The following is a 21,954-nucleotide window of genomic DNA, read 5'->3' as shown; positions in this document are numbered from 1 at the left end:
ATCGTGCGGCGGCGTGTGGGGCGGCGCGACCCTCAGCCCAGCTTGCGGTCGTAGGTCACCCACATGGTGCGGGTCGCCAGCCGGTCATACACGCCGCGGCCGCGGTAATTGTCATCCGCCGTGATCCAGCGGACCAGGCCCCAGCCGCGCTGCCGGCCGATGGCGGACACCGCCTCGATCAGCGCATCCGCCACCCGCTGGCCGCGCGCCGCCGGATCGACGAACAGGTCGTCCAGGAAGCCGCCCGTGCCGGCCATCAGAGGCCGGGCGAAGGGCCGGTAATGCGCCAGCCCGGCCAGGCTGCCATCCGGCCGCGTCGCGACCAGGGCCTTCACCTCATGCGCCGGGTCCATGATCCAGCCCCAGACGCGGTCGCGCATCGCCGGCGTCTGCTCGACCCGGTAGAAGGCGGCGTAGCCGGCATAGAGGCGGTCCCACTCGGCGCGCTGCGCCGGCAGCGGGGCGGCGATGGCCAGCGGGGCGGCGGTCATGGCGTGGTCCCCTGGTTGATCGGCCCGGCCGCCGGGCTGGCGCTCCCCGCGGCCGCGAGGCTGATGTAGCCCGCGGCCGCGAGGCCGACGCAGATCGCGCCGACATGCATGGACTGCCCGATCGCCCCTTGCGGCAGGCCGGCCAGCACCTCGGCCACCGTCGGGCATTCCACGCGGATGACCTCCCCCGGCTCCGGCGTCGCCGTGGCCTGCGGCGCGACGCCGGTGGCCAGCACGATGTGCAGGCGGTTGGTCTGGATGGCCGGGTTGGCGTGCCCGGCATAGAGGTAGCGCCAGGTGCCGCCGCCGAAGCCGGTCTCCTCCAGCAATTCGCGGCGCGCCGCGGCGATCGGGTCGGCATCCTCCGCATCCATGACGCCGCCGGGCAACTCCAGCGACCAGGCCTGCGCGCCGTGCCGCCACTGGCGCACCATCACCAGCCGGCGCTCCGCGGTCAGCGCCACCACGGCGCACCAATCCGGGTAGTCCAGCACATACCAGGGCGCGATCTCCGCCCCGCTGGCGGTGCGCAGCCGGTCGGCGCGCAGGCGGATCCAGCGGTCCTCGATCAGGGTCTCGGAATGGGTGGTGGTCCAGGGCGGGGCTTCGGTGTCCATGCCGCACCCTGGCGCGGCGCGGCGGCGTCGGGCAAGCGCGGCGGCGCGATGATTTCCGCGTAACCGGCCGCCGGGCCCTGGCGAAGCCGTCGATGTCGCATCCCAGGAAGGAGGCTTGCCATGCATCGCCGCAGCCTGTTCGCCCTTGCCCCCACGCTGGGCGCCGCCGCCCTGCTGCCGGGCACGGTCGGCGCCACCGGCTTCCCGCGCTCGGTCAACCACCAGCGCGGCGTGGCGCTGGATGGCTACGACACCGTCGCCTGGTTCACGCAATCACGCCCGCTGCGCGGCCGCGCCGACTTCGCCGCCACCCATGCGGGCGTTAGCTGGCGATTCGCCTCAGCCGCCCATCTTGCCGCCTTCCGGGAGGACCCCGCCCGCTATACGCCGCGATACGGCGGCTACTGTGCATTCGGCGTTGCCCGCGGCTACAAGGTGGATATCGATCCGGAGGCGTGGCACATCGAGGCGGGTCGGCTCTACCTGAACTACGACCGCGGGGTGCAGAGGCAATGGCAGCGCGACATTCCCGGGCACATCGCCCGCGCCGACGCCAATTGGCCACGCTTGGCCGATGCCTGACATGTCCGTGGCCGCCCTGCTGCCGCAGCCAACGCCGGTCCTGCCCCTGGCCATGATGCCGGCCCAGGCGAATGGCGTGGCCGATGGCGGCCTGCGCGCGACGCAGGAGGCCCGCTGGGGTGGCCTTCTGGCCCAGGCGCAGGGCGGCGATGCGCGTGCCTACGACACCCTGCTGCGGGAAATCACGCCACGGCTCCGCCAACTGGCCCGTGCCCGCATCCGCGACGCGGCGGAGGTGGAGGATGCGGTGCAGGACGCGCTGATGACCATCCACGTGCTGCGCCATACCTATGACCCGGAGCGACCCTTCGGCCCCTGGATGACCACCATCGCCACCCGCCGCGCGGTGGACCGGCTGCGCCGGCGCGGCCGTGGCGCTGGCCGCGAGACCAATATCGACGACCTGCCGGAAGCCGCCGCCGCGGTCGGCCCGGTGGCGGAGGAAAGGCTGGCCGCGCGCAACCTGCGCGACGCGGTCGCCGAGCTTCCGGAGAGCCAGCGTACCGCGCTGCGCCTGGCCAAGCTCGAGGATTTGTCCCTGGCCGAGGCTTCTGCGCGCTCCGGCCTCAGCGTCGGGGCCTTGAAGGTTGCGACGCACCGCGCCATGCGTTCACTGCGCCGCCGCTTCGGGGTGGGTGAAGGAGACGACCGTGCAGACCGATGAGTTGATCAGCCGCCTGTCGCAGGGGCTGACCCCTGTGCGCCGGGTCATGCCGCCGCTGCTGGGCGCGCTGAGCTGGCTGTCGCTCGCGGCGGTGCTGATCGGCGTGGTGGTGCTGATCAGCGGCCTGCGGCACGACCTGGAACAGCGGCTGATGCTGATGCATGAGCAGGTGAACATGGTGGCCGGGCTTGCCACCGGCACCGCCGCCGCCATCGCCGCCTTTCACCTGGCGCTGCCCGACCGCAGCGAGCGCTGGGCGCTGCTGCCGCTGCCCTTCGCCGCCTTCTGGGTCTCCGGCCTGGGCTGGGGCTGCTTGACGGATTTCGTCGATCAGGGCTTCCCCGCCCTGTCCACCAGCTTCGGCTGCCTGAGCTTCATCATCGCCTTCGGCGTGCCGATGACGCTGGGCATGTTGTGGATGACGCGCCATGCCGCCCGCATCCGCCCCGGGCCGGTGGCGGCGCTGGCGGGGCTGGCGGCGGCGGCCATCGCCTCCTGCGGGTTGACCCTGGTGCACCACCTGGACGCCGCGGCGATGGTGCTGATCTGGCACGGCGGCTCCGTGCTGCTGGTGATGCTGCTGTCGCGCCGCTGGGGCCCGCGCGCGCTGCGCGCGATGGGGGAGTAGACGGCGGCGTTCAGCCGGCTTCGGCGCGCAACTGCTCCTTCAGGGCGCGCCGAAGCACCTTGCCCATGGCGTTGCGCGGCAGGCCGGGGACGAAACGGATCTCCTTCGGCACCTTGTAGCGCGACAGCTTGGCGCGACACAGCGCGGCCAGCGCCTCCGCCGCCACGGTCATGCCGGGGCGGATGACGACGAAGGCCGTCACCGCTTCCCCCCAATAGGGGTGCGGCGCGCCGGTGACGCCGCATTCGGCGACGGCGGGGTGCGCCAGCAGCACCTCCTCCACCTCCCGCGGGTAGATGTTCTCGCCGCCGGAGATCACCATGTCGTTCTTGCGGTCGACCAAATAGAGGTAGCCTTCCTCGTCCTGCCGGGCGAGGTCGCCGGTGACGAACCAGTCGCCGCGCGTGCCGGCCGCCGTCTGCTCCGGCAGGTTCAAATAGCCGGAGAACATGTAGGGGGAGGCGACCCACAGCTCCCCCACCTCGCCCTGCGGCACGGCATTGCCCGCCTCGTCGCAGATCTTCATCTGGGTTGCCGGGTAGGGCAGGCCGACGCTGGCCTGCTTGCGCAGCTGGTCCGGCGGGCTCAGCGAGCAGGCGATGGAGGTTTCCGTGGTGCCGTAGCGCTCATACAGCACGCCCTCGCCGAAATAGCCGACGATGCGCTCCTTCACCGCCTGCGGCAGCGGCGCGGTGCCGGAGATGGCGGCCTTCATGCTGCGCACGTCGTACTGCGCCCGCGTCGCTTCCGGCAGCGCGAACAGCGCGGCGAAATGCGCCGGCACGATGTAGGCGCTGGTGGCCTGGATGCGGGTGATGGTGCCCATCAGCGCCTCGATGTCGAAGCGCGGCAGCACCTCCACGAAGCCGCCGAAGAAGATCGGCGTCAGCGCCATCAGGAAGCCGGCGCCGTGGAACATCGGCGTGGTGGCCACGGCGCGGTCGTAGGGGGTGTAGCAGCCATGCTCGGCCGCCATCGCATAGGCCGACAGCACGCGGCCGCGATGCGCCAGCCGCACGCCCTTGGCGCGGCCCGTGGCGCCGGAGGTGTAGGGGACGGAGAAGATGTCGCGTTCATCTACCGCGACGGGGCAGGGCCCGGGCGAGGCCTCGGCCAGCAGCGCCTCATAGGCCGGGCCGATGACGATGAAGCGCTGCACGCCGGCGGGGGCGGCGGCGCGCGCCGCCTCCTCCAGCGCGGCGGAGACGAACATCACCCGCGCCGCGCTGTCCTCGCAGATGAAGCGGATTTCCGGCGCGGCGGCGGCCGGGCCGATGGTGGCCGCGGCGATGCCGGCTTCCGCCATGCCGGCGACGATCTCGATGTATTCGAGGCAGTTGGCGGAGAACACCGCCGCATGCTCGCCATGCCGCAGGCCGAGCCCGGCATGGCACAGATTGGCGACGCGGGCGATGCGATCGACCAGCGCGGCATAGGTCAGGGCCCGCCCCGTCTCGCGAATCGCGGTCTTGCCCGGGGTGCGTCCGGCGGCGGCGCGGATGCCGTCGGAGATCAACATGCAGCGGGAGGCGCCGCGTCGGGCGAAATCGGCCATGGGCGGCAGGATCGGGGCGGTTTCGCGCGCCTGTCAATGGTCCGGACATTGACAGGCGGCGCGCGAGCAGGCGCGATGCGGTCATGGCACGTCCCCACATCGAATGGATCCAGGCCCAGGCCCTGCCCTGGCAGGATGACGCGATCGCCGACCGCCCGGGCGCGGCGGCCAAGATCCTGTCGCAGGATGCGGCAAGCGGCGCCGTCTCCTGCCTGCTGCGCTACCCGCCCGGCCATGCGCGGCCGGCCGGCACGCTGGCGGCGGACGAGGAGATCTGGGTGCTGGAGGGAGGGCTGGAGATCGATGGCCAGGCCTATCGCCAGCACAGCTACGCGCATCTGCCGGCGGGCATGCCGCGCAGCGGACTCAGCAGCGAAGGCGGCGCAGTGGTGTTGAGCTTCTTCTCCGCCGCGCCGGAGCCCGGACCCGAGGGCTTCGACGAACGCCGCCTGGTGCGGCATCTTTCCGCCACCGACAATGTCTGGGACGGCGACTTTGCCGCCATGGGCCTGGAATCCATGGCCGCCACGGCGCGCATGCGCACGCTGCGGCAGGACCCGGTGAGCGGGGAGGTCACCTACCTGACCTGCACCATGCCCTTCCGCCAGGGCGCGCGCAGCGAACGCCACCCGGTGGTGCAGGAGTTCTTCCTGCTGAGCGGCGAGCTGGCGGGCGATTTCGGCGTGATGCAGGCCGGTGCCTATTGCTGGCGGCCGCCGATGATCAAGCACGCCCCCTATGGCTCCTGGACCGGCACGGTGCTGCTGTTCCGCTCCCAGGGCGGGCCGCAGAGCACGCTGTGGGAGGATCCGGACCAGCCCTTCACCTGGACCCCGGTCCACAAGCCGGTGCTGCCGCCCGGGCTCGCGCCGCTGATGGCGCAGCCCTGGCCGAAGCCGGAGCGGTTCTGAGCCTTGGCAGCCTGGGTGCCGGGATTCTGGGCGTTGACTTGTATCCCAGCGCGCCCTTAGCCTTGTCAGGACAATATGCGCCGGACCCGCGCCTGCGCGAGGAGGATCCATGAACCATCCGCGCCGCCTGCTGCCTGCCGCCGCAGCCCTGCTTGCCGGGCTTGGTCTGGCCCTGGGATCGGCCCCCGCGCTGGCGCAGGGCAACACCCTGGTCGCCGCCATGGTCTCCACCCCGCGCGGCTTCGACCCTGACATCTGGGTGCCCGGGCAGATCGAATCCTCGGTCAATGTGTATGAGGGGCTGACCCGCTTCGACACCCGCATGGTCGAGGGGCGGGCGGTGATCGACCCCGCGACGATCGAGCCGCATCTGGCGGAATCCTGGACGGTGTCGGAGGACGGCAAGGAATACCTCTTCCGCCTGCGCCCCGGCGTGAAGAGCCCCTTCGGCAACGAGATCTCCGCCGCCGATGTGGTCTGGACCTTCGAGAAGTCCAACGCCCAGCGCCGCACCGGCCTGTTCATCCGCAACGTCGCGCGGATCGAGAGCGTGGAGGCGGTCTCCCCGCGTGAGGTGCGCTTCCGCCTGCGCGACGCCAACCGCATCTTCCTGTCGGTGCTGACGCTGCACATCCCGGCGATCTTCGACAGCACGGAGGCGAAGAAGCACGCCACGGCGGAGGATCCCTTCGCGGCCCGCTGGCTCGGCGCCAACACCGCGGGCTACGGCCCCTACCATGTGCAATCCGTGACCGCCGGGCAGCAGGCGGTCTTCATCGCCAACCCGAACTACGCCTTCGAGCGCCCCTTCTACAGCCGCATCGTCTGGCGCGAGGTGCCGTCGCCGGCCACCCGCGTGGCGCTGGTGCGCACCGGGCAGGTGCAATACGCCGAGCAGATCCCGCTGCAGCAGGTGGCGGACCTGCGGCGGGACCGCAACGTGCGCGTGGAGAGCGTCGCCGCACCGGGCAGCGCCACCGTCCGCATGAACCCGCGCATCGCCCCCTTCGACGACCAGCGCGTGCGCCAGGCCGTGGCCTATGCCACGGATTACGAGGCGATCGGGCAGGCGGTGTTCCTCGGCCTCGGCACGCGCAGCCGGTCCATGCTGAACCCGCCGATCCCGGGCGCCATCGACGCCTACACCTTCGACACCGACTACGACCGCGCCAAGGCCCTGCTGGCGGAGGCCGGCCACCCCAACGGCCTCGACGTCACGCTGGAATACAGCACCAACTGGTGGTGGGAGGAGCCGCTGGCGCTGCAGATGCAGGCCAGCCTGGCGCGCGCCGGCATCCGCGTGACGCCGCGCCGCATCCCGGCCACGGAAATGACCGCGCGCCGCGCCGTGCGCGTCTGGTCGCTGCCCTTCATGACGCATCTCACCTCCTCCTTCGTGCCGGATCCCTCCTACAACATGTTCCTCACAGCCCATTCGCGCGGCGGGTCGAACGTCAACGGCAACAACAACGAGGCGCTGGACCGGCTGATCGACGCCTCGGTGGTGGAACGCGACCAGGCGAAGTGGCTGGAACTGGTGGCGCAGGCGCAGCGCGCGCAGGCCGAAAGCGCCACCTTCGTCGAGACCTTCCTGCCCGGCACGCATGAGGTCTTCGCCGCCTGCATGCGCGGCTTCCAGTGGCGGCCGCATAACCGCCTGGTCTGGAAGGATCTGGCCTGCCAGCGATGAGCCTGGGTGGGTTCCTGTGGCGGCGCGCGCTGGTCGCGCTGCCGGTCCTGCTCGGTATCCTGTTCCTGACCTTCATGCTGGTGCGCATCGGCGACCAGGACCCGGTGGCGATGCTCGCCGGGCCGATGGCGGATGCGCCGATGCTGGCGCGGATCCGCGCGGAGCTGATGCTGGACCAGCCGCTGCTGACGCAGTTCTGGGCCTATCTCGGCCGGCTGGTACAGGGCGACCTCGGCCTGTCCTGGCAGGGCAATGCGCCCGTCACCCAGGCCATTGCGGACCACCTGCCGGCGACGCTGGAGCTGGTGACGCTGGCGGTTGGCATCGGCGCGCTGGTCGGCGTGCCGGTCGGGCTGCGCGCGGCGGAGCGGCCGAATGGCTGGTTCGACCAGGCATCCCGCTTCGGCTCGCTGTTCGGCTTCTCCCTGCCCACCTATTGGCTCGGGCTGATGGCGATCTTCGTCTTCTTCTACCTGCTTGGCTGGGCGCCGGCGCCGATGGGGCGCGTGTCCATGATGGTGACGCCGCCGGAGGTCCTCACCGGCTCCGTCCTGCTGGACAGCCTGCTGGCCGGCAACGGGGAAGCGGCGTGGTCGGCCGCCGCGCAGCTCGTGCTGCCGGTCGGCTGCTTCGCCATCGTCGCCACCGCGCCCATCATCAAGCACACGCGAGCGATCGCCATCGAGGTGATGGGATCGGACTACATCCGCTACGCGCGCGCCTGCGGCTTCCCGCGCCGCATCATCCGTCGCATCGCGCTGCGCGCCGCGCTGGTGCCGGTGATCACCTTCGTGGGCTCCGAATTCACCTCCCTGCTCGCCGCCGCCAGCCTGATCGAATTCGTCTTCGCCTGGGGCGGGCTCGGCCATTGGGGGCTGAACGCCATCCTGCTCGGCGATTTCGCGGCGGTGCAGGGCTATGTCCTGGTGCTGGCCATCGCCTCCGTCCTGGTCTTCGCCTTGGTGGACCTGGTGGTGCTGCTGCTGGAGCCCCGGGCTCGCGCATGAGTTTCACCCATGTCCTGGGCGTCGCGCGGCGCAGCCCGACCTTCGCCGTGGGCTTCGGCGCCATCCTGGTCTTCGCCCTGCTGGCCGCCTTCGCCGACCTGATCGCGCCGCTGCCGCCGACGCAATCCTTCCCCTACGAGACCTTGCGGCCGCCGGGCTCGGGGCAATTCCTGCTGGGCAGCGACGGCAACGGCATGGACGTATTCTCCCGCACCATCCATGGCGCGCGCTACGCCTTCGGCATCGCCCTGCCGGCCGGCGCCATCATGGCCGTCATCGGCATTCCGCTCGGCCTCATCGCCGGCTGGCGCGGCGGCTGGGTGGACGAGGTGCTGCTGCGGATCCTCGACGTGCTCAGGGCCTTCCCGACCATCATCCTGGCGCTGGCCATCGTGGCGGCGACGGGGCAGGGCTTCCTCAACGTCATTCTCGTCGTCGGCTTCCTGGACAGCCCGATCTTCGCGCGCATCGTGCGGGCGGAGGTGCTGGCGCTGCGCAACGCCACCTTCGTGCGCGCCGCGGTGGCCGCCGGCAATCCGGAATGGCGCGTGCTGCTGGTGCACATCCTGCCCAACGCCATCCTGGGCGCCACCGCGCAGCTGCCGCTGCGCATGGCCTGGGCGGTGCGCATTTCCGCCACGCTGGCCTTCATCGGCATCGGCGTGCAGGCGCCGGCGCCGGAATGGGGCGCGATGATCCGCCAGGGCGCCGAATACGTGATCTCCGGCGAATGGTGGGTGGCGCTGTTCCCCGGCCTGGCGCTGATCGCCATGGTGCTGGGGCTGAACCTGGCCGGCGACGGCCTGTCGGACCTGCTGGACCCGAAGCGGCGGGCGACCGGCAAGTGACGCTGCTCGCGGTGCAGGACCTGCATGTGGAATTCGCCACCCGCGGCCTGGACAACCGGCTGCGCGTGGCCCAGGCGCTGAACGGCGTCTCCTTCACCGTCGCGGCCGGGGAGGTGGTGGGGCTGGTCGGCGAGACCGGCGCGGGCAAGTCGCTCACCGCGCTCGCCGCCATGGGCCTGCTGCGCCCGCCGGCCCGCATCCCGCATGGTTCCATCCGCTTCGAGGGGCGGGAGATCATCGGCCTGTCGGATCGCGAGCTGGAGAAGATCCGCGGCCGGCGCATGGCGATGATCGTGCAGTCGCCGCTCACCTCGCTCGATCCGCTGAAGCGCATCGGCGACCAGCTGGTGCGCATGCAGCGCGTGCACGACACGGCCCACGGTGCGGCGGCGCGGACGAAGGCGGAGGCGATGCTGGCCGCCGTGCGCATCCCGGACCCGGCGCGGCGGATGCGCGCCTGGCCACATGAGCTTTCCGGTGGCATGGCGCAGCGCGTGCTGATCGCCATGGCGCTGGTGAACGACCCGGCGCTGATCATCGCCGACGAACCCACCACGGGGCTCGATGTGACGGTGCAGGCGCAGGTGCTGGACACGCTGCGCGACATCGTCGCGGCGCGGAACCTGGGCGCGCTGGTCATCACCCATGACCTCGGCGTGGTGGCGCATTACTGCCAGCGCGTCGCGGTGATGTTCGCCGGCCGCATCGTGGAGGATGGGCCGGTGCGCGAGGTCTTCTCCCGCCCCAGCCACCCCTATACCCGGGCCCTGATCGACAGCACGCCGGGCCGCATCGCCCAGCTGGGCTGGACCGTCACCGGCGGCACGCCGCCCGACCTCTACGACCTGCCGCAGGGCTGCCTGTACCGCGACCGCTGCCCGCGCGCCGCCACCGCCTGCCTGGCCGCGCCGCCGCGCATCGCCGTCTCCGGCACGCATGGCGCCGCCTGCCATTTCGCCGGCGAGGCGGCATGACCGCCGTGCTCGCCATCCAGAACCTGGTGCACCGCTTCCCCGGCGGCGTGCAGGCGGTGAACGACGTGTCCTTCGCCATCGCGCCGGGCGAGACCCTGGGCCTGGTCGGCGAATCCGGCTCCGGCAAATCCACCATCGGCCTGCTGGCGACGCGATTGCTGGCGCCGACACAGGGCAGAATCCTGTTCGAGGGGCAGGACATCACCCGCCTGTCCGCCGCCACGCTCCGCCCGCTGCGCGCCCGGCTGCAGGTGGTGTTCCAGGACCCCTGGGGCGCGCTGAACCCGCGCATGACCATCGGCCGGCTGCTGGAGGAACCGCTGCGCCTGCATGGCGGCAACCTGGCGGAGGCGCGGCTGCTGGCGGAGCGCGTGCGCCTGCCGCTGGCAACCCTCGGCCGCTACCCGCATGAACTCTCGGGCGGCCAGTTGCAGCGCGTCTCCATCGCGCGCGCCATCGCCAACCGGCCGAAGCTGATCGTGCTGGATGAGCCGACCAGCTCGCTCGACCTCTCCGTGCGCGCCGGCATCCTGCAATTGCTGGAGGAGCTGCAGCGCGAGACCGGCGTCGCCATGCTGTTCATCAGCCACGATCTGGAAACCGTGCGCCTGGTCTCGCACCGCGTCGCCGTGCTGTATCTCGGCCGCATCGTGGAGACGGGGCCGGCGGCGGCGCTGTTCGAGACGCCGGGCCACCCCTACACCCAGACGCTGCTCTCGGCGCACCTGCCGCCCGACCCCTTCGTGGCGCTGCGCCGGCACCGGGTGCAGGGGGAAATCCCCTCGCCCATCAACCTGCCGCCGGGCTGTTTCTTCGCCGGCCGCTGCCCGCTGGCGCTGCCGGCCTGCAACGCCGGCCCGCCCGCCATGCAGCCCCTGGCGCCGGGGCAGGAAGCCGCCTGCCTGCGCATCGCCGATCGCACCAACCGCCTGGAACCCGCCGAGGATCCCGCATGACCGTCTTCGACCCCGCCGCCACCCGCACCGGCTACGGCGCGATCGACATCGTGGTGAACGTCTTCACCCCGGAAGCCTTCGCCGAGGGCCGCATCCCCACCGATGACCGCTTCCGCAGCCAGGTCCGCACCAAGCAGGACGACCGCCGCGGCGTCTCCATCGAGGATTACCTGCGCAAGATGGACCGCGCCGGCGTGGAGCGGTCCTTCCTGATCGCCGTGCGCTGCGGCGACCTGCGGGTGCGGGGCTCCATCGAGATCCCCTATGAATGGGTGCGCGACATCTGCGCGAAGTACCCGGACCGCTTCTCGGGGCTGGCCGGAATCGACCCGACGCGCGGCATCGCCGGGCTGAAGGAGCTGGACGTCGCGATCAAGGAATACGGCTTCGTCGGCGGCCACCTGTACCCGCACTGGTTCGGGCAGGCGCCGGACGCCGCGATCTACTACCCCTACTATGCCCGCTGCGCCGAACTCGGCGTGCCGATCATGATGCAGGTGGGCCACTGCCTGGTCTACCAGAAGGACCGGCGGCTGCCCTCCGTCGGGCGGCCCATCACGCTGGACCAGGTGGCGATCCACTTCCCGGAACTGACCATCATCGGCATCCACCTGGGCTACCCCTGGACGGATGAGATGATCTCCGTCTGCACCAAGCACGAGAACGTGTACATGGCCGGCGATGCCTATGCGCCGAAGCACTGGCCCCCCCAGGCGGTGCACTATGCCAATACTTACGGGCAGGACAAATTCCTGTTCGGCACCGACTGGGCGGTGATCGACCCGGAGCGCGCGATGAACGAGATGCACGATCTGAACTTCCGACCCGATCCGCTGAGGAAGATCCTGCGCAACAACGCGATCCGGATCTTCAACCTCGCCGACCGCCCGGCATGAGCAGCCTGGCGGCGGCGCTTGCGCAGCGCCTCGGCGCGGAGCATGTCGCGACCGATGCGGAGGCCTGCGCGCTCGCCACCGCCGACCTTTTCGACTGGCCGGGCGCGGCGCCGGCCGAAATGGTGATCCGCCCCGGCAGCACGGAGGAAACCGCCACCGCGCTGCGCCTGCTGGCCGAATTCGGCCGCCCCATCGTGCCGCGCGGCGCCGGCCTGTCCTACACCGCCGGCGTGGTGCCCCAGGCGCCGGCCGTGGTGGTGGATACCGGCCGCATGGCCGGCATCAAGGTGGATGCGCCGAACCTGACGGCGGTGGTCGGCGCTGGCGCCACCTGGCAGGCGCTGGCCGCGGCGCTGGCACCCCATGGGCTGCGCGCTGCCCAGGCCTCGCCCATCTCCGGCTCCGTCAGCACCATCGGCGGCACCGTGGCGCAGAACCTGCCGGGCGGGATGGACGGCATCCTCGGCCTGGCCGTGGTGCTGGCGGATGGCAATGCGGTGCGCACCGGCGCGCTGGCGCTGCGCAACGCGCCACCCTTCTGGCGGCACATGGGCCCGGACCTCACCGGCCTGTTCCTCGGCGATTGCGGCGCCTTCGGCGTGAAGACCGAGGTGGCGCTGCGCCTGGCGCCGGAACGCGAGGCCGCCTTCGGCTCCTTCGCCTTCGAGACCGGGGCGGCGATGATGGCGGCGATGGTCGGCATCGCCCAGGCCAATGTGGTGACCCGCGCCTTCGCCATGGACCCGGTGCGCAGCCGCAGCGCCATGAAGGTGGAAGCGGTGGAGGCGCTGCGCACGGCGGGTGCCGTCGCCGCCCGCGCCGGCTCCGTCTACAGGGCGATGCGCGACGTGGCGGGGCTGGCCCGCACCGCCCGCGGCGCGCAGGCCGAAGCGGCCTGGAGCCTGCACCTGACCGCCGATGGCGTGACCGAGGCCGCCGCCGAGGCCGGTATCGAGGCGGCGCGCCGCATCGCCCTCGGCGCCGGGGGCAGGGAGGTGCCGCCCTCCATCCCCAAGGCGCTGCGCGCGCGGCCCTATTCCATCCGCGGCCTGGTGGGGCCGGAGGGGGAGCGCTGGGTGCCGGTGCACGGGATGTTGCCGCTGGGCCAGGCGCGTGCCTGCCTTGCGGCGCTGGAGGCCCGCTACGCGGCGCTGGCGCCGGCGCTGGCGGAGGCAGGGGTGACCATCAGCCACATCATCTCCTCGCTCGGTGCCTATGTGACGATCGAGCCGATGTTCTACTGGCGCGACCGGCTGGACGCGCTGCACCTGAACAACCTCTCCGACAGCAACCGCGCCCGCTTCGGCGACTTCCCCGCCAACCCGGCAGCGCGCGACCTGGTGCGCGGGGCGCGGGAGGTGCTGTCCGGCATCATGGACCAGCACGGCGCGGTGCACGCCCAGATCGGCCGCTTCTACCGGCTTGGATCGCGCATGGAGCCCGGGGCGGCGCAGTTGCTGCATTCGGTGAAGGCCATGCTGGACCCGCGCGGGCGGATGAACCCCGGCGCGCTGGAGGGGGTGCAGGGATGCGGCTGACCCGTCACTTCCTGACGCTCGGCACGCGCCGGCTGCACTATACGCGCATCGGCCAGGGCCCGGCGGTGTGCCTGCTGCACGCCTCCCCCTGCTCCGCCAAGGTGCTGCAACCGGTGCAGGAGGTCTTCGCCAGCCATTTCACCGCGCTCGCCTTCGACACGCCGGGCTTCGGCCTGTCCGACCTGCTGCCGCAGGACCCGCCGGAGATCGAGGATTTCGCGGACGGCCTGGCGGCGGCGCTGGAGGCCCTGGGCGTGGACCAGGCCTCCACCTATGGCCGGCACACCGGGGCCTCCATCGCCGTGGAATTCGCCCGTCGCCACCCGGCCCGCTGCGCCATGGCGCTGACCGATGGATTTCCCGTGTTTTCCGCCAAGGCGGCGGAGGAACGGCTGGCGCGCTACCTGCTGCCGCTGGTGCCGCAATGGGATGGCGGGCACCTGCTGTGGCTGTGGTACCGCTATCGCGACCAGCATGTGTTCTGGCCCTGGCACAACCAGACCCTGGCCTTCCGCGCCGATACGGACGCGCCGGAGGCCGCGTTCAACCATCGCGGGGTGGTCGAATTGCTGGAGGCCGGCGATGGCTACCGCATCGGCTATGCGGCCGCCTTCCGGCATCGCGGCCTGGCGGTGCTGCCGGAGCTGACGGTGCCGGTCTGCTTCGGCAATCGCCCCGGCGACAGCCAGCACCGCACCATGGCGGCCTACCCGCCGGAAGCCTGGGTGCAGGAAATGCCGCGCGACCCGCTGGCCGCGGCCGCGGCGGAACGCGCCATCCTGCTGCGCCACAGGCCGCGCGGGGCGGTGCCGCCTTCGCCACTGGCCACGCCCATCCCGGGCCGCAGCACCACCAACTATGTCGATGTCGGGGGGCGGCAGGTGCTGGTGCGGGTGATCGGCGACCTGCATGCGGCGCCGCCGCTGGTGATCGCCCCACATGTGCCGGGCTCCTCCGCCCTGTACGAGGATCTGCTGCGGGCGCTGGGGATCCCCGCCATCGCCTTCGACCCGCCCGGGCATGGCGAGAGCGAGGCGGCCGGGGAGCAGGGTCCTGAGGCCTGGGCGGCGGCGCTGTGGGGGGTGTGCGACGCGCTGGGCGTGAAGGCCGCCCATCTGCTGGGCCACAATGCCGGCGCCACCACGGTGGTGGCCGCCGCCGCGTCGCGGCCGGACCGGGCGCTGTCCGTGCTGCTGGATGCGCCGATCGCCCTGCCGGCGCGGCTGCGCGCCGAATGGGCGCCGCGCTGGGCACCGGACGTGCTGCCCGCCTGGGATGGCAGCCATCTGCTGCGGATGTGGCACATGCGGCGCGACATGGGCCTGTGGTTCCCCTGGTGGGACCGCCGGCTGGAGAATGCCCGCGCCACCGAACCGATGGTGGAGCCGGCACGCCTGCAGGCGGAGATCCGGGAGGTGGCGAAGAACCCTGAAAGCTTCGCCCCGGCCTGGCATTCCGCCCTCGCCTGGCCGCTGCCGGAACGGCTCGCCGCCCTGCCGCAGCGCGTCGCCTTCCTGGCGGCGGCGAACGACCTGTTCGTGCAGTGCCTGGACCTGGCCTTGTCCCTGCGGCCGGAGGCGAAGCTGCACCGAAGCGGCGACGGCCCGGCGGACAAGGCCGCCGCCATCCGCGCGGCCCTGGCCGGGATCGCCTGACGCGCCCAGGCGGACCCGGCGGCAGCACGGTACCCAGGGGCCGCGCCACCGCGAGCGGACAACTGAAAAAGCCCTCTCCACCCGCCGGGGAGAGAGGGTCCGGGTGAGGCGGCGCGACGGTCGGGAGCGACCCCGTTTCACCGCAAGCGAAGACGGTGAAACGGCTCCAGCTTGTTGTTTCGACGCATTTTCCGAGTCGCCTTGCGAAGCCGCAAGGCTTGAAAATGCTCTATCCCGCCAGCTCGGCCTGCATCACCCCGGCCGGCAGCACCACGCGCAGCGCCAGGTCGCGGTCGGCGCGCAGGTGCTGGCGCATCAGGGTCTCGGCCGCCTCCGGCCGGTTGGCAATCAGCGCCTCGATGATCTCGCCATGCTCGGCCAGCGCCCGCTCCACCCGGCCATGGCGCAGCGTCAGCAGGCCGAAGCGGTGCACCTGGTCGCCGAGCTGCGCCATGAACTGCTTCAGCCGGGAATTGCCCGCGAGGTCGAGGATGCGGCCATGCATGAGCACGGAGCTGTCATAGGCTGCCCGCAGCCGCCCGGCATGCATATGGGCCACCGCGTCCCGGTGGTCCGCCTGCATGGCCTCGGCATCCGCCGGCCCCAGCCTTTCGGCGGCGATGCGCACGGCGAAGCCTTCCAGCTGTTCGCGCAGCTGGTAGACCTCGACGATGTCGTGCACCGAAAGCTCGGAGACCACGATGCCGCGCTGCGGCAGGATGCGCACCAGGCCGCCGCCGGCCAGCTCCCGCAGCGCCTCGCGGATCGGGGTGCGGCTGATCTGCAGTTCTTCCGCCAACTGGTTCTCGGACAGCAGGGCGCCGGGGGGGTAGCGGCTGTCGAGGATGCCGCGCCGGATCGCTTCCAGCGCCTGCTCGCGCAGGCTGCGCGGCGGTTCGGTCCTGTCGCTTGTCATCGCTGCGTCCGGTCGTGCCCCGCCTCCCGCCAGTGCGGGAAGCCCAGGCCAAGATGTATACCGGCCGCCGGCCCGGGGCAAATCAGACGGAGGAGGCGACCGCCGGGGCCAGCGCCGGGCTCTTCCCGGCCGGATGGCCGGGGTTGCGGAAGCGCAGCTCCCCTTCCGCCGCGCCATCCGGGGGCGCCACGCCGAACAGCTCCATCCGGCTGGTGCAGGCCACGGCGACCACATGCCGCGCGGCCGGTTCCGTCATCCAGCGGCGGGCGGCGCCTTCCAGCTCCAGCCTTTCGCGCAGCGCGCGCCATTCGGCGCGGTCCACATCCTCCACGAACATTGCCAGCAGGCCGGGGCGCGTGCCGCTCAGCCGACTTTCCGCCACCAGGGCGCAGCGGCGCGTCACCGCGGCGGCGATGGAATTCTCCCGCCCCGCGCGGGCCGCCATCACGAAGACGGAGCCGGAGCCGGGGGTGGCCGTCACCGCCAGATGCGCTTCCTCGCCGAACTGGGCGCGCAGCTGGGCGGGCAGGGCGCGGCCCGCGGCCTGGGCGCCGGCCAGCACCAGCGGGTCCAGCTTCAGCACCGCTTCCGCACTGGAATCCTGGCGCTTCTGCGCCGCCAGCAGGGCGGCGATGCGGCCATGCAGCTCCGCCACCTGGGCGTCGGTCGCCATGCCGCCGGGCAGGGTCATCTTCAGCAGGTAGCGGCCGGGATGCGCCGCCAGCCAGGTCTGCAGCTCCGGGTTCACCTTGTCGACCAGGGCGCACCAGTCGCCGCGATGCACTTCGCGGCCTTCCTCGGCCGAGACCGTCTCGCACACCACCTCGGCGGCGACGCCCTCGCGCTCGATCAGCAGGTCGAAGCTGGCATCCTCCGCCAGGCCGGCGAAGGTCACGTCGAAGCCGCGGCTGCGGTGCAGGGCGGCGGTGCGCAGCAGGTGGAACAGCGGCATCAGCGTGGCTTCGCCGGTCAGCCCCGCCGCGATCTGCGCCCGCAGCCGGGCGCGCTGGGCGGCCGGCAGGCGTTCCGCCAGTTGCACCGCTTCCCGGGCGAAGGCGCAGGCCAGGCGTTCCGCCGGGGTGGCGCGCGCCAGGGCGCGGGGATCGGCCAGGCGGGCCAGCACGAGTTCCAGCGCATGGCGCTGCTGCGCCGCCCGGCCGGAGAGCGAGGCCGAGGCCGTGCGCTGCGCCAGGTCACCCAGCCGTTGCTGCCAGAGCCTTGCCCCGCAAAGGGCCTGGAACCGCGCGAGATCGGCCGGTTCCGGCCGCTGGTCGGCGAAAGGCATCTTCGGCTTCTCGATCCTGCTGACCTGCTATCCCTAACGCCTTCCAGGGGTCGATCGTCAAGTTCCGCCTGCGTGATAGACGAGTATTTTCGTCGGAAATCGCCGCGGCGCCGCCGTCAGGCCTCCCCGGTGTAGAAAAGTGTCACCGTGTGGGTGGCCTCGGCGAACATCAGCCAGCGTTCCACCAGCAACCCGCCGAGCGCCAGCAGCGCCCCCGCCGCCAGCAGCAGCGCCGCCAGCGGGCCGCCCAGTGGCAGCGCCAGCAGCGCCAGCAGCGCCGCGCCGCCGAAGCCGCCCAGCGCCAGGCCGCGCAGCCGGTCGCGGTGCTTGCGGGCAATCCGGAAGCCCATCTCCCGCAGCAGCCAGTTCTGTTCGGTGTGCGGCGGATCCAGCGGCCGGGTGCGGCCGATGCGGCCGAGGCCCGTCGCGCTCTCGATGGTGGGCGTGCCGCGGGGCGGCTTCGCGTCGATGGCCGCCCAGTAGCGCCGCTTCAGCACCAGCGCCGCCAGCCCCAGCCCGATCGCCAGCAGGGCCGGCACCGTCGCCCGCCCGGCCAGTGCACCCAGCGCCGCCAGCAGCGCCGCGCCGGAAAACCCGGCGAAGACCATGTAGCCCGGCGCCACCAGCGGGTGGTGCCACTGTCGGATCGGCTTCAGCGAGGCGTAGATCATGCCGGTGCACCACACCGTGGCCGCCGCGCCGAGTGCCGCCAGCAGCCCGGCCGGCACCGCCAGCCCGTCCCACCCCGTCAGCAGCCCCAGCCCGAACAGCCCGGCCGGGACGAAGGTGGCAATGGCGGCCACGCCTTCCCGCGACAGCCAGGAGGAGCGCCATTGCGACAGCGCCCGCCAGGCACGTTCCGGCCGGCCGAGATGCAGCAGGGAGGAAGCCAGCCCGGCCACGATCAGCACCAGCGCCACCGCCAGCGCCAGCAGCCCGAATTCGGGGGCATGTGGCGCCATGCGCAGCGGCCGCAGCAGGCCCAGCCAGAAAAGCAGGCCATAGCCGGCGCCGGAGGCGGTGGTGAAGAAGACGATGGAGGGGGCGGGGTTCATCGGCTCAGCGCCCGGTCCAGCCAGCGCAGCAGCGGGTTGCGGATCTCCGCCGCGCTTGGCTGGGCTTCCGCCGGCGGGTTGGGGTTGGGCGCCGGGCGTTCGCGCGGCGGCAGGTACTTGTTCACCGGGCGGTAGCCCATCTCCGGCATCAGGTCGTAGCCGCCGCGCGCCGCGACCAGCTTCGAGACATCGCTTTCGGGGTCACCGAGGTCGCCGAAATGCCGGGCGGAGACCGGGCAGGCGATGACGCAGGCCGGCTGGCGCTGCGGTGCCGGGATCGTCTCGTTGGTGATGCGGTCGACGCAGAGGGTGCATTTCTTCATCACCCCCGCATCCTCGTCGAGTTCGCGCGCGCCATAGGCGCAGGCCCAGGCGCAGAGGCCGCAGCCGATGCAGGCCTCCGCATTCACCAGCACGATGCCATCCTCCGCCCGCTTGTAGCTGGCGCCGGTGGGGCAGACGGTGACGCAGTCCGGCGTCTCGCAATGCAGGCAGGAGCGGGGGAAATGCACGGTGCGCCCGGCCTCGCCCTCGCCGGCCTCATAGGAATGGACCCGGTTGAACCAGACCCCCTCGGCGCCGGCGGAATAGGGCTGGAAGTCCGGCAGCGGCGCCGCATGGCCGCCGGCATTCCATTCCTTGCAGTTGGTGGCGCAGGCCTGGCAGCCGACGCAGGTATCCAGGTCGATGACCAGGCCAAGCTTCTTCGCGGAAGGCGGCGGCAGTTCGGTCATCGGCCGGGCCTCCGCAGGATGCCGGGCACGGCGGGCATGTTGGGCGGTGCCTTCAGCGTGGTGGGGTGCGGCGCGGTCTGCGCCGCTTCCCCCGGCGTGCATTTCGTCACGGCGACGCGCAGGTCATACCAGGCGGCCTGGCCGGTCACCGGGTCCGCATTGGCGCTGCGAAAGCCTTCCTGCGCCGGCAGCCATTCGGTGATGACATGGTTCAGCAGGAAGCCCCGCTCCGCCTCCGGGCTGTCGGGCGAGAGCTGCCAGGCGCCGGCGCGCTTGCCGATGGCGTTCCAGGTCCAGACCGTGTCCGGGTTCACGCCTTCCATCAGCGCCACCTGACCCTTCACCCGGCCGACCCGGCTTTCCACCCACACCCAGTCATCCTGCGCGATGCCCTGCCGTTCCGCCGTGGCGCGGGACATGTAGAGCCGGTTGGCGCCGTGGATCTGCCGCAGCCAGGCGTTCATCGAGCCCCAGGAATGGTACATCGCCATCGGCCGCTGGGTGACGGCGGAGAGCGGATAGGCCGCCGCGTCCTGCGCCTGCTGGTCCAGCGGCGCGTACCAGATGGGCAGCGGGTCGAAGAAGGTGCGGATGCGCCCCCGCAGCCGGTCCGGCGGCTGCTTCGCGCCATGGCCCTCCGCCGCCAGGCGGAACTTCTGCAGCGGTTCCGACCAGATCTGCAGGACGATCTGGTTGGACTGCCCCATCATCCCCATGGCCCTGGCGTCGTCCAGATAGGCGCGGTTGGCCTGCTTGAAGTAGCCCTGTTCCGGCGGCAGCTTGTGCTGCCAGAAGCAGCCATTCTCGATGTAGCGCTGCAACTGGTCGGGGTTGGGCTCGCCCACGCCCTTCTTCGTGCCATCCGCGCCGCGCCAGCCGGCCAGCGGGCCGACGCCCGGGGTGCGCTGGTGATTGGTGATGTAGTCCGGGTAGTCCTTCCAGCGTGGCGAGCCATCCTCCTTCACGAAGGCCGGCAGGCCGAGCCGCGCGCCCAATTCGATCAGCACGTCCTGGAAGGGCCGCACGTCGCGGTCCGGCTTCACCACCGGCTGGCGGATCGCATCCCCCGGCCCGTGCGAGGACCCGATCGGCCGGTCCAGGATGGAGATGCAGTCCCAGCGCTCCAGGTAGGTGGTGTCCGGCAGGATCAGATCGGCATAGGGCACCGTCTCGCTGAAGAAGGCGTCCGCGTAGATGACGTGCGGGATGCGGTAGCTGCCATCCGCCTTCTGCTCCGTCAGGATGCGGATGGTCTCCAGCGGGTTCATGGCGCTGTTCCAGGCCATGTTGGCCATGAACATGAACAGCGTGTCGATCGGGTAGGGGTCCTCGGCGCCGGCATTGTGGATGACGGTGTGCATCATCCCGTGCAGGCCGAGCGGCGCTTCCCAGGAGAAGGCCTTGTCGATTCGCAGCGGGTTGCCGGCCTCGTCCACCAGCAGGTCGTCCGGGCCGTGCGGGAAGGCCAGCAGGTTGCCGGCGATGGGCGTGTTCGGCGCGCTGGTCTTGCCGGCCGGGCCGGGGCCGGGCGGGATCGGCCGCGGGAAGGGCGATTTGTAGCGCCAGGAGCCGGGGGTATCGATGGCGCCCAGCAGCATCTGCAGCAGGTGCAGCGCGCGGCAGGTGTGGAAGCCGTTGGAATGGGCGGAGATGCCGCGCATGGCGTGGAAGGCCACCGGCCTGCCCACCATGGTCTCGTGCCGCCTGCCCAGCGCATCCGTCCAGGGCTGGTTGAGCGTGATGGTCTGGTTGAAGGCGACGTCGGCGATTTCGGCGGCCAGGCGGATAATGCGCTCGGCCGGCACGCCGCAGCGTTCCGCCACCGCCGCCGGCGCGTACTCGGCGCCGAGGTAGCGTTCCGCCATAAGCTGGAACACCGGCACCGCGCGGCGGCCGTCCGGCAGGGTGAAGTCGCCGACGATGGCGGGCTGCATGTCGGGCGTCGCGGCATCGGCCGGAGCCTGCGCCACGCGGTCCCAGGACAGCGGCTTGCCCTCCGCATCCCGGACGAACAGCCCATCATCGGCGCCGCCCGGGTTGCGCACCACCAGCCAGGCAGCGTTGGTGTAGCGCACCAGGAAGTCCAGATCGACTCGGTCCGTGCGCAGCAATTCGTGCATCAGCGCCATCACCAGCAGCCCGTCGGTGCCGGGGCGGATGCCGATCCATTCATCGGCGATGGCGGAATAGCCGGTGCGGATCGGGTTCACGGAGACGAACTTCGCCCCGCGCCCCTTCATCTTGCCGAGCCCGATCTTGATCGGGTTGCTGTCGTGGTCTTCCGCCACGCCGAACATCACCAGGTATTTGGCGTGGTCCCAATCGACCTCGCCGAATTCCCAGAAGCTGCCGCCGATGGTGTAGAGTCCGCCAGCGGCCATGTTGACCGAGCAGAAGCCGCCATGGGCCGCGAAATTCGGCGTGCCGAACTGCGCCGCCCAGAAGCCCGTCAGGCTCTGCGACTGGTCGCGGCCGGTGAAGAAGGCCAGGCGCCGCGGGTCCGTGGCGCGAACCTCCCGCAGCCATCCCGTCGCCATCTCCATCGCCTCGTCCCAGGAGATCTCGGCGTATTCGCCGGCGCCGCGGGGGCCGACCCGCTTCAGCGGCGCCTGGAGGCGCGCCGGGGAGTATTGGGTCATGATCCCGGCGCTGCCCTTGCCGCAGATCACGCCGCGATTGACCGGATGGTCCGGATTGCCCTCGATGTAGCGGACCCGGCCATCCTTCAGATGGACTTTGATGCCGCAGCGGCAGGCGCACATGTAGCAGGTGGTGGTCTTCACCGCGTCGCCGATGGGCTGCTGCGTTTCAACCCGGTCGCCCTGACCGGTCATGCGCGGCGGCAGGTGGGTATCTGGCATGCGGCTTGGTCCCCCTTGCCGGGCATTGTTGCGAAGCCCGGGCGCCACGGGAAGCCCCACCCGGATCGACACAGGGGTTGGGGGGGCGGAA

At 71.6% G+C, this 21,954-nt stretch carries 20 protein-coding genes; 12 read left to right on the top strand and 8 right to left on the bottom strand.

Annotated features, from left to right (window positions below):
* Nucleotides 1-32: 32 nt before the first annotated feature.
* Nucleotides 33-491 (bottom strand): GNAT family N-acetyltransferase, encoded by a 459-nt coding sequence (locus tag HEQ75_RS03025; protein WP_168027450.1) that lies wholly within the window; start codon nt 489-491, stop codon nt 33-35.
* Nucleotides 488-1,108: an NUDIX hydrolase gene (locus HEQ75_RS03020; protein ID WP_168027449.1), complete on the bottom strand. Its 621-nt coding sequence runs from the start codon at nt 1,106-1,108 to the stop codon at nt 488-490. Before HEQ75_RS03020 ends, HEQ75_RS03025 begins: the two co-directional genes overlap by 4 nt.
* A gap of 120 nt (nt 1,109-1,228) precedes the next feature.
* On the opposite strand from HEQ75_RS03020, the gene HEQ75_RS03015 reads away from it, so the two are divergent.
* From HEQ75_RS03015 to HEQ75_RS03005, 3 genes are read left to right on the top strand one after another with little or no spacing between them, the layout of a single operon-like run.
* A complete protein-coding gene (locus HEQ75_RS03015; protein WP_168027448.1) occupies nt 1,229-1,690 on the top strand; it encodes a YHS domain-containing (seleno)protein in 462 nt (153 codons plus the stop codon).
* Entirely contained in the window at nt 1,683-2,354 is a 672-nt protein-coding gene (locus tag HEQ75_RS03010) for an RNA polymerase sigma factor (RefSeq protein WP_235961213.1), read from the top strand. The genes HEQ75_RS03015 and HEQ75_RS03010 overlap by 8 nt, the downstream gene beginning before the upstream one ends.
* The gene (locus HEQ75_RS03005) at nt 2,341-2,982 is read left to right on the top strand and encodes an NrsF family protein (protein WP_168027447.1); all 642 of its coding nucleotides are present in this window, start codon (nt 2,341-2,343) and stop codon (nt 2,980-2,982) included. The genes HEQ75_RS03010 and HEQ75_RS03005 overlap by 14 nt, the downstream gene beginning before the upstream one ends.
* A 10-nt stretch (nt 2,983-2,992) precedes the next feature.
* Here HEQ75_RS03005 and HEQ75_RS03000 read toward each other — a convergent pair whose 3' ends face one another.
* Nucleotides 2,993-4,537: a class I adenylate-forming enzyme family protein gene (locus HEQ75_RS03000; RefSeq protein WP_168027446.1), complete on the bottom strand. Its 1,545-nt coding sequence runs from the start codon at nt 4,535-4,537 to the stop codon at nt 2,993-2,995.
* Between the two features lie 83 nt (nt 4,538-4,620).
* On the opposite strand from HEQ75_RS03000, the gene HEQ75_RS02995 reads away from it, so the two are divergent.
* The 9 genes from HEQ75_RS02995 to HEQ75_RS02955 all read left to right on the top strand — a co-directional run bounded on the left by HEQ75_RS02995 (nt 4,621) and on the right by HEQ75_RS02955 (nt 15,012).
* Nucleotides 4,621-5,448, top strand: coding sequence for a cupin domain-containing protein (locus tag HEQ75_RS02995; protein WP_168027445.1), 828 nt, complete (start codon nt 4,621-4,623; stop codon nt 5,446-5,448).
* Nucleotides 5,449-5,557: 109 nt separating this feature from the next.
* A complete protein-coding gene (locus tag HEQ75_RS02990; protein ID WP_168027444.1) occupies nt 5,558-7,138 on the top strand; it encodes an ABC transporter substrate-binding protein in 1,581 nt (526 codons plus the stop codon).
* The gene (locus HEQ75_RS02985; protein ID WP_168027443.1) at nt 7,135-8,145 is read left to right on the top strand and encodes an ABC transporter permease; all 1,011 of its coding nucleotides are present in this window, start codon (nt 7,135-7,137) and stop codon (nt 8,143-8,145) included. Before HEQ75_RS02990 ends, HEQ75_RS02985 begins: the two co-directional genes overlap by 4 nt.
* Nucleotides 8,142-8,993 (top strand): ABC transporter permease, encoded by an 852-nt coding sequence (locus tag HEQ75_RS02980; protein ID WP_168027442.1) that lies wholly within the window; start codon nt 8,142-8,144, stop codon nt 8,991-8,993. The genes HEQ75_RS02985 and HEQ75_RS02980 overlap by 4 nt, the downstream gene beginning before the upstream one ends.
* The gene (locus HEQ75_RS02975; protein ID WP_168027441.1) at nt 8,990-9,967 is read left to right on the top strand and encodes an ABC transporter ATP-binding protein; all 978 of its coding nucleotides are present in this window, start codon (nt 8,990-8,992) and stop codon (nt 9,965-9,967) included. The genes HEQ75_RS02980 and HEQ75_RS02975 overlap by 4 nt, the downstream gene beginning before the upstream one ends.
* On the top strand, nt 9,964-10,923 hold the full coding sequence (locus HEQ75_RS02970; RefSeq protein WP_168027440.1) for an oligopeptide/dipeptide ABC transporter ATP-binding protein: 960 nt from the start codon (nt 9,964-9,966) through the stop codon (nt 10,921-10,923). Before HEQ75_RS02975 ends, HEQ75_RS02970 begins: the two co-directional genes overlap by 4 nt.
* Nucleotides 10,920-11,819, top strand: coding sequence for an amidohydrolase family protein (locus tag HEQ75_RS02965; protein ID WP_168027439.1), 900 nt, complete (start codon nt 10,920-10,922; stop codon nt 11,817-11,819). Before HEQ75_RS02970 ends, HEQ75_RS02965 begins: the two co-directional genes overlap by 4 nt.
* Entirely contained in the window at nt 11,816-13,357 is a 1,542-nt protein-coding gene (locus HEQ75_RS02960) for an FAD-binding oxidoreductase (RefSeq protein ID WP_168027438.1), read from the top strand. Before HEQ75_RS02965 ends, HEQ75_RS02960 begins: the two co-directional genes overlap by 4 nt.
* Nucleotides 13,348-15,012 carry an alpha/beta fold hydrolase gene (locus HEQ75_RS02955; protein ID WP_168027437.1) on the top strand — a complete coding sequence of 555 codons (1,665 nt, stop codon included), beginning with the start codon at nt 13,348-13,350 and terminating at the stop codon, nt 15,010-15,012. The genes HEQ75_RS02960 and HEQ75_RS02955 overlap by 10 nt, the downstream gene beginning before the upstream one ends.
* Nucleotides 15,013-15,241: 229 nt before the next feature.
* On the opposite strand, the gene HEQ75_RS02950 is transcribed toward HEQ75_RS02955, so the two are convergent.
* From HEQ75_RS02950 to HEQ75_RS02930, 5 genes are all read right to left on the bottom strand, one after another.
* Nucleotides 15,242-15,928: a GntR family transcriptional regulator gene (locus tag HEQ75_RS02950; protein ID WP_168027436.1), complete on the bottom strand. Its 687-nt coding sequence runs from the start codon at nt 15,926-15,928 to the stop codon at nt 15,242-15,244.
* Nucleotides 15,929-16,010: 82 nt separating this feature from the next.
* Nucleotides 16,011-17,213, bottom strand: coding sequence for a hypothetical protein (locus HEQ75_RS02945; RefSeq protein WP_168027435.1), 1,203 nt, complete (start codon nt 17,211-17,213; stop codon nt 16,011-16,013).
* 116 nt (nt 17,214-17,329) lie between these two features.
* Nucleotides 17,330-18,268 (bottom strand): dimethyl sulfoxide reductase anchor subunit family protein, encoded by a 939-nt coding sequence (locus HEQ75_RS02940; RefSeq protein WP_168027434.1) that lies wholly within the window; start codon nt 18,266-18,268, stop codon nt 17,330-17,332.
* A complete protein-coding gene (locus tag HEQ75_RS02935; RefSeq protein WP_168027433.1) occupies nt 18,265-19,002 on the bottom strand; it encodes a 4Fe-4S dicluster domain-containing protein in 738 nt (245 codons plus the stop codon). The genes HEQ75_RS02940 and HEQ75_RS02935 overlap by 4 nt, the downstream gene beginning before the upstream one ends.
* Complete coding sequence (locus HEQ75_RS02930; RefSeq protein WP_168027432.1) at nt 18,999-21,863, bottom strand: molybdopterin oxidoreductase family protein; 2,865 nt, start codon at nt 21,861-21,863, stop codon at nt 18,999-19,001. Before HEQ75_RS02930 ends, HEQ75_RS02935 begins: the two co-directional genes overlap by 4 nt.
* Nucleotides 21,864-21,954: the final 91 nt, after the last annotated feature.

The sequence above is a fragment of the Falsiroseomonas selenitidurans genome (genome assembly GCF_012103215.1).
Lineage (GTDB): Bacteria > Pseudomonadota > Alphaproteobacteria > Acetobacterales > Acetobacteraceae > Falsiroseomonas > Falsiroseomonas selenitidurans.
This window is presented reverse-complemented; position numbering and strand designations above follow the sequence as displayed.

What these genes read in the sequence shown, in the direction of transcription:
- HEQ75_RS03025 (WP_168027450.1), bottom strand. Translation starts at nt 491, where the DNA reads ATGACCGCCGCCCCGCTGGCCATCGCCGCCCCGCTGCCGGCGCAGCGC.
- HEQ75_RS03020 (WP_168027449.1), bottom strand. Translation starts at nt 1,108, where the DNA reads ATGGACACCGAAGCCCCGCCCTGGACCACCACCCATTCCGAGACCCTG.
- HEQ75_RS03015 (WP_168027448.1), top strand. Translation starts at nt 1,229, where the DNA reads ATGCATCGCCGCAGCCTGTTCGCCCTTGCCCCCACGCTGGGCGCCGCC.
- HEQ75_RS03010 (WP_235961213.1), top strand. Translation starts at nt 1,683, where the DNA reads ATGCCTGACATGTCCGTGGCCGCCCTGCTGCCGCAGCCAACGCCGGTC.
- HEQ75_RS03000 (WP_168027446.1), bottom strand. Translation starts at nt 4,537, where the DNA reads ATGGCCGATTTCGCCCGACGCGGCGCCTCCCGCTGCATGTTGATCTCC.
- HEQ75_RS02995 (WP_168027445.1), top strand. Translation starts at nt 4,621, where the DNA reads ATGGCACGTCCCCACATCGAATGGATCCAGGCCCAGGCCCTGCCCTGG.
- HEQ75_RS02990 (WP_168027444.1), top strand. Translation starts at nt 5,558, where the DNA reads ATGAACCATCCGCGCCGCCTGCTGCCTGCCGCCGCAGCCCTGCTTGCC.
- HEQ75_RS02985 (WP_168027443.1), top strand. Translation starts at nt 7,135, where the DNA reads ATGAGCCTGGGTGGGTTCCTGTGGCGGCGCGCGCTGGTCGCGCTGCCG.
- HEQ75_RS02980 (WP_168027442.1), top strand. Translation starts at nt 8,142, where the DNA reads ATGAGTTTCACCCATGTCCTGGGCGTCGCGCGGCGCAGCCCGACCTTC.
- HEQ75_RS02970 (WP_168027440.1), top strand. Translation starts at nt 9,964, where the DNA reads ATGACCGCCGTGCTCGCCATCCAGAACCTGGTGCACCGCTTCCCCGGC.
- HEQ75_RS02965 (WP_168027439.1), top strand. Translation starts at nt 10,920, where the DNA reads ATGACCGTCTTCGACCCCGCCGCCACCCGCACCGGCTACGGCGCGATC.
- HEQ75_RS02960 (WP_168027438.1), top strand. Translation starts at nt 11,816, where the DNA reads ATGAGCAGCCTGGCGGCGGCGCTTGCGCAGCGCCTCGGCGCGGAGCAT.
- HEQ75_RS02955 (WP_168027437.1), top strand. Translation starts at nt 13,348, where the DNA reads ATGCGGCTGACCCGTCACTTCCTGACGCTCGGCACGCGCCGGCTGCAC.
- HEQ75_RS02950 (WP_168027436.1), bottom strand. Translation starts at nt 15,928, where the DNA reads ATGACAAGCGACAGGACCGAACCGCCGCGCAGCCTGCGCGAGCAGGCG.
- HEQ75_RS02945 (WP_168027435.1), bottom strand. Translation starts at nt 17,213, where the DNA reads ATGCCTTTCGCCGACCAGCGGCCGGAACCGGCCGATCTCGCGCGGTTC.
- HEQ75_RS02940 (WP_168027434.1), bottom strand. Translation starts at nt 18,268, where the DNA reads ATGAACCCCGCCCCCTCCATCGTCTTCTTCACCACCGCCTCCGGCGCC.
- HEQ75_RS02935 (WP_168027433.1), bottom strand. Translation starts at nt 19,002, where the DNA reads ATGACCGAACTGCCGCCGCCTTCCGCGAAGAAGCTTGGCCTGGTCATC.
- HEQ75_RS02930 (WP_168027432.1), bottom strand. Translation starts at nt 21,863, where the DNA reads ATGCCAGATACCCACCTGCCGCCGCGCATGACCGGTCAGGGCGACCGG.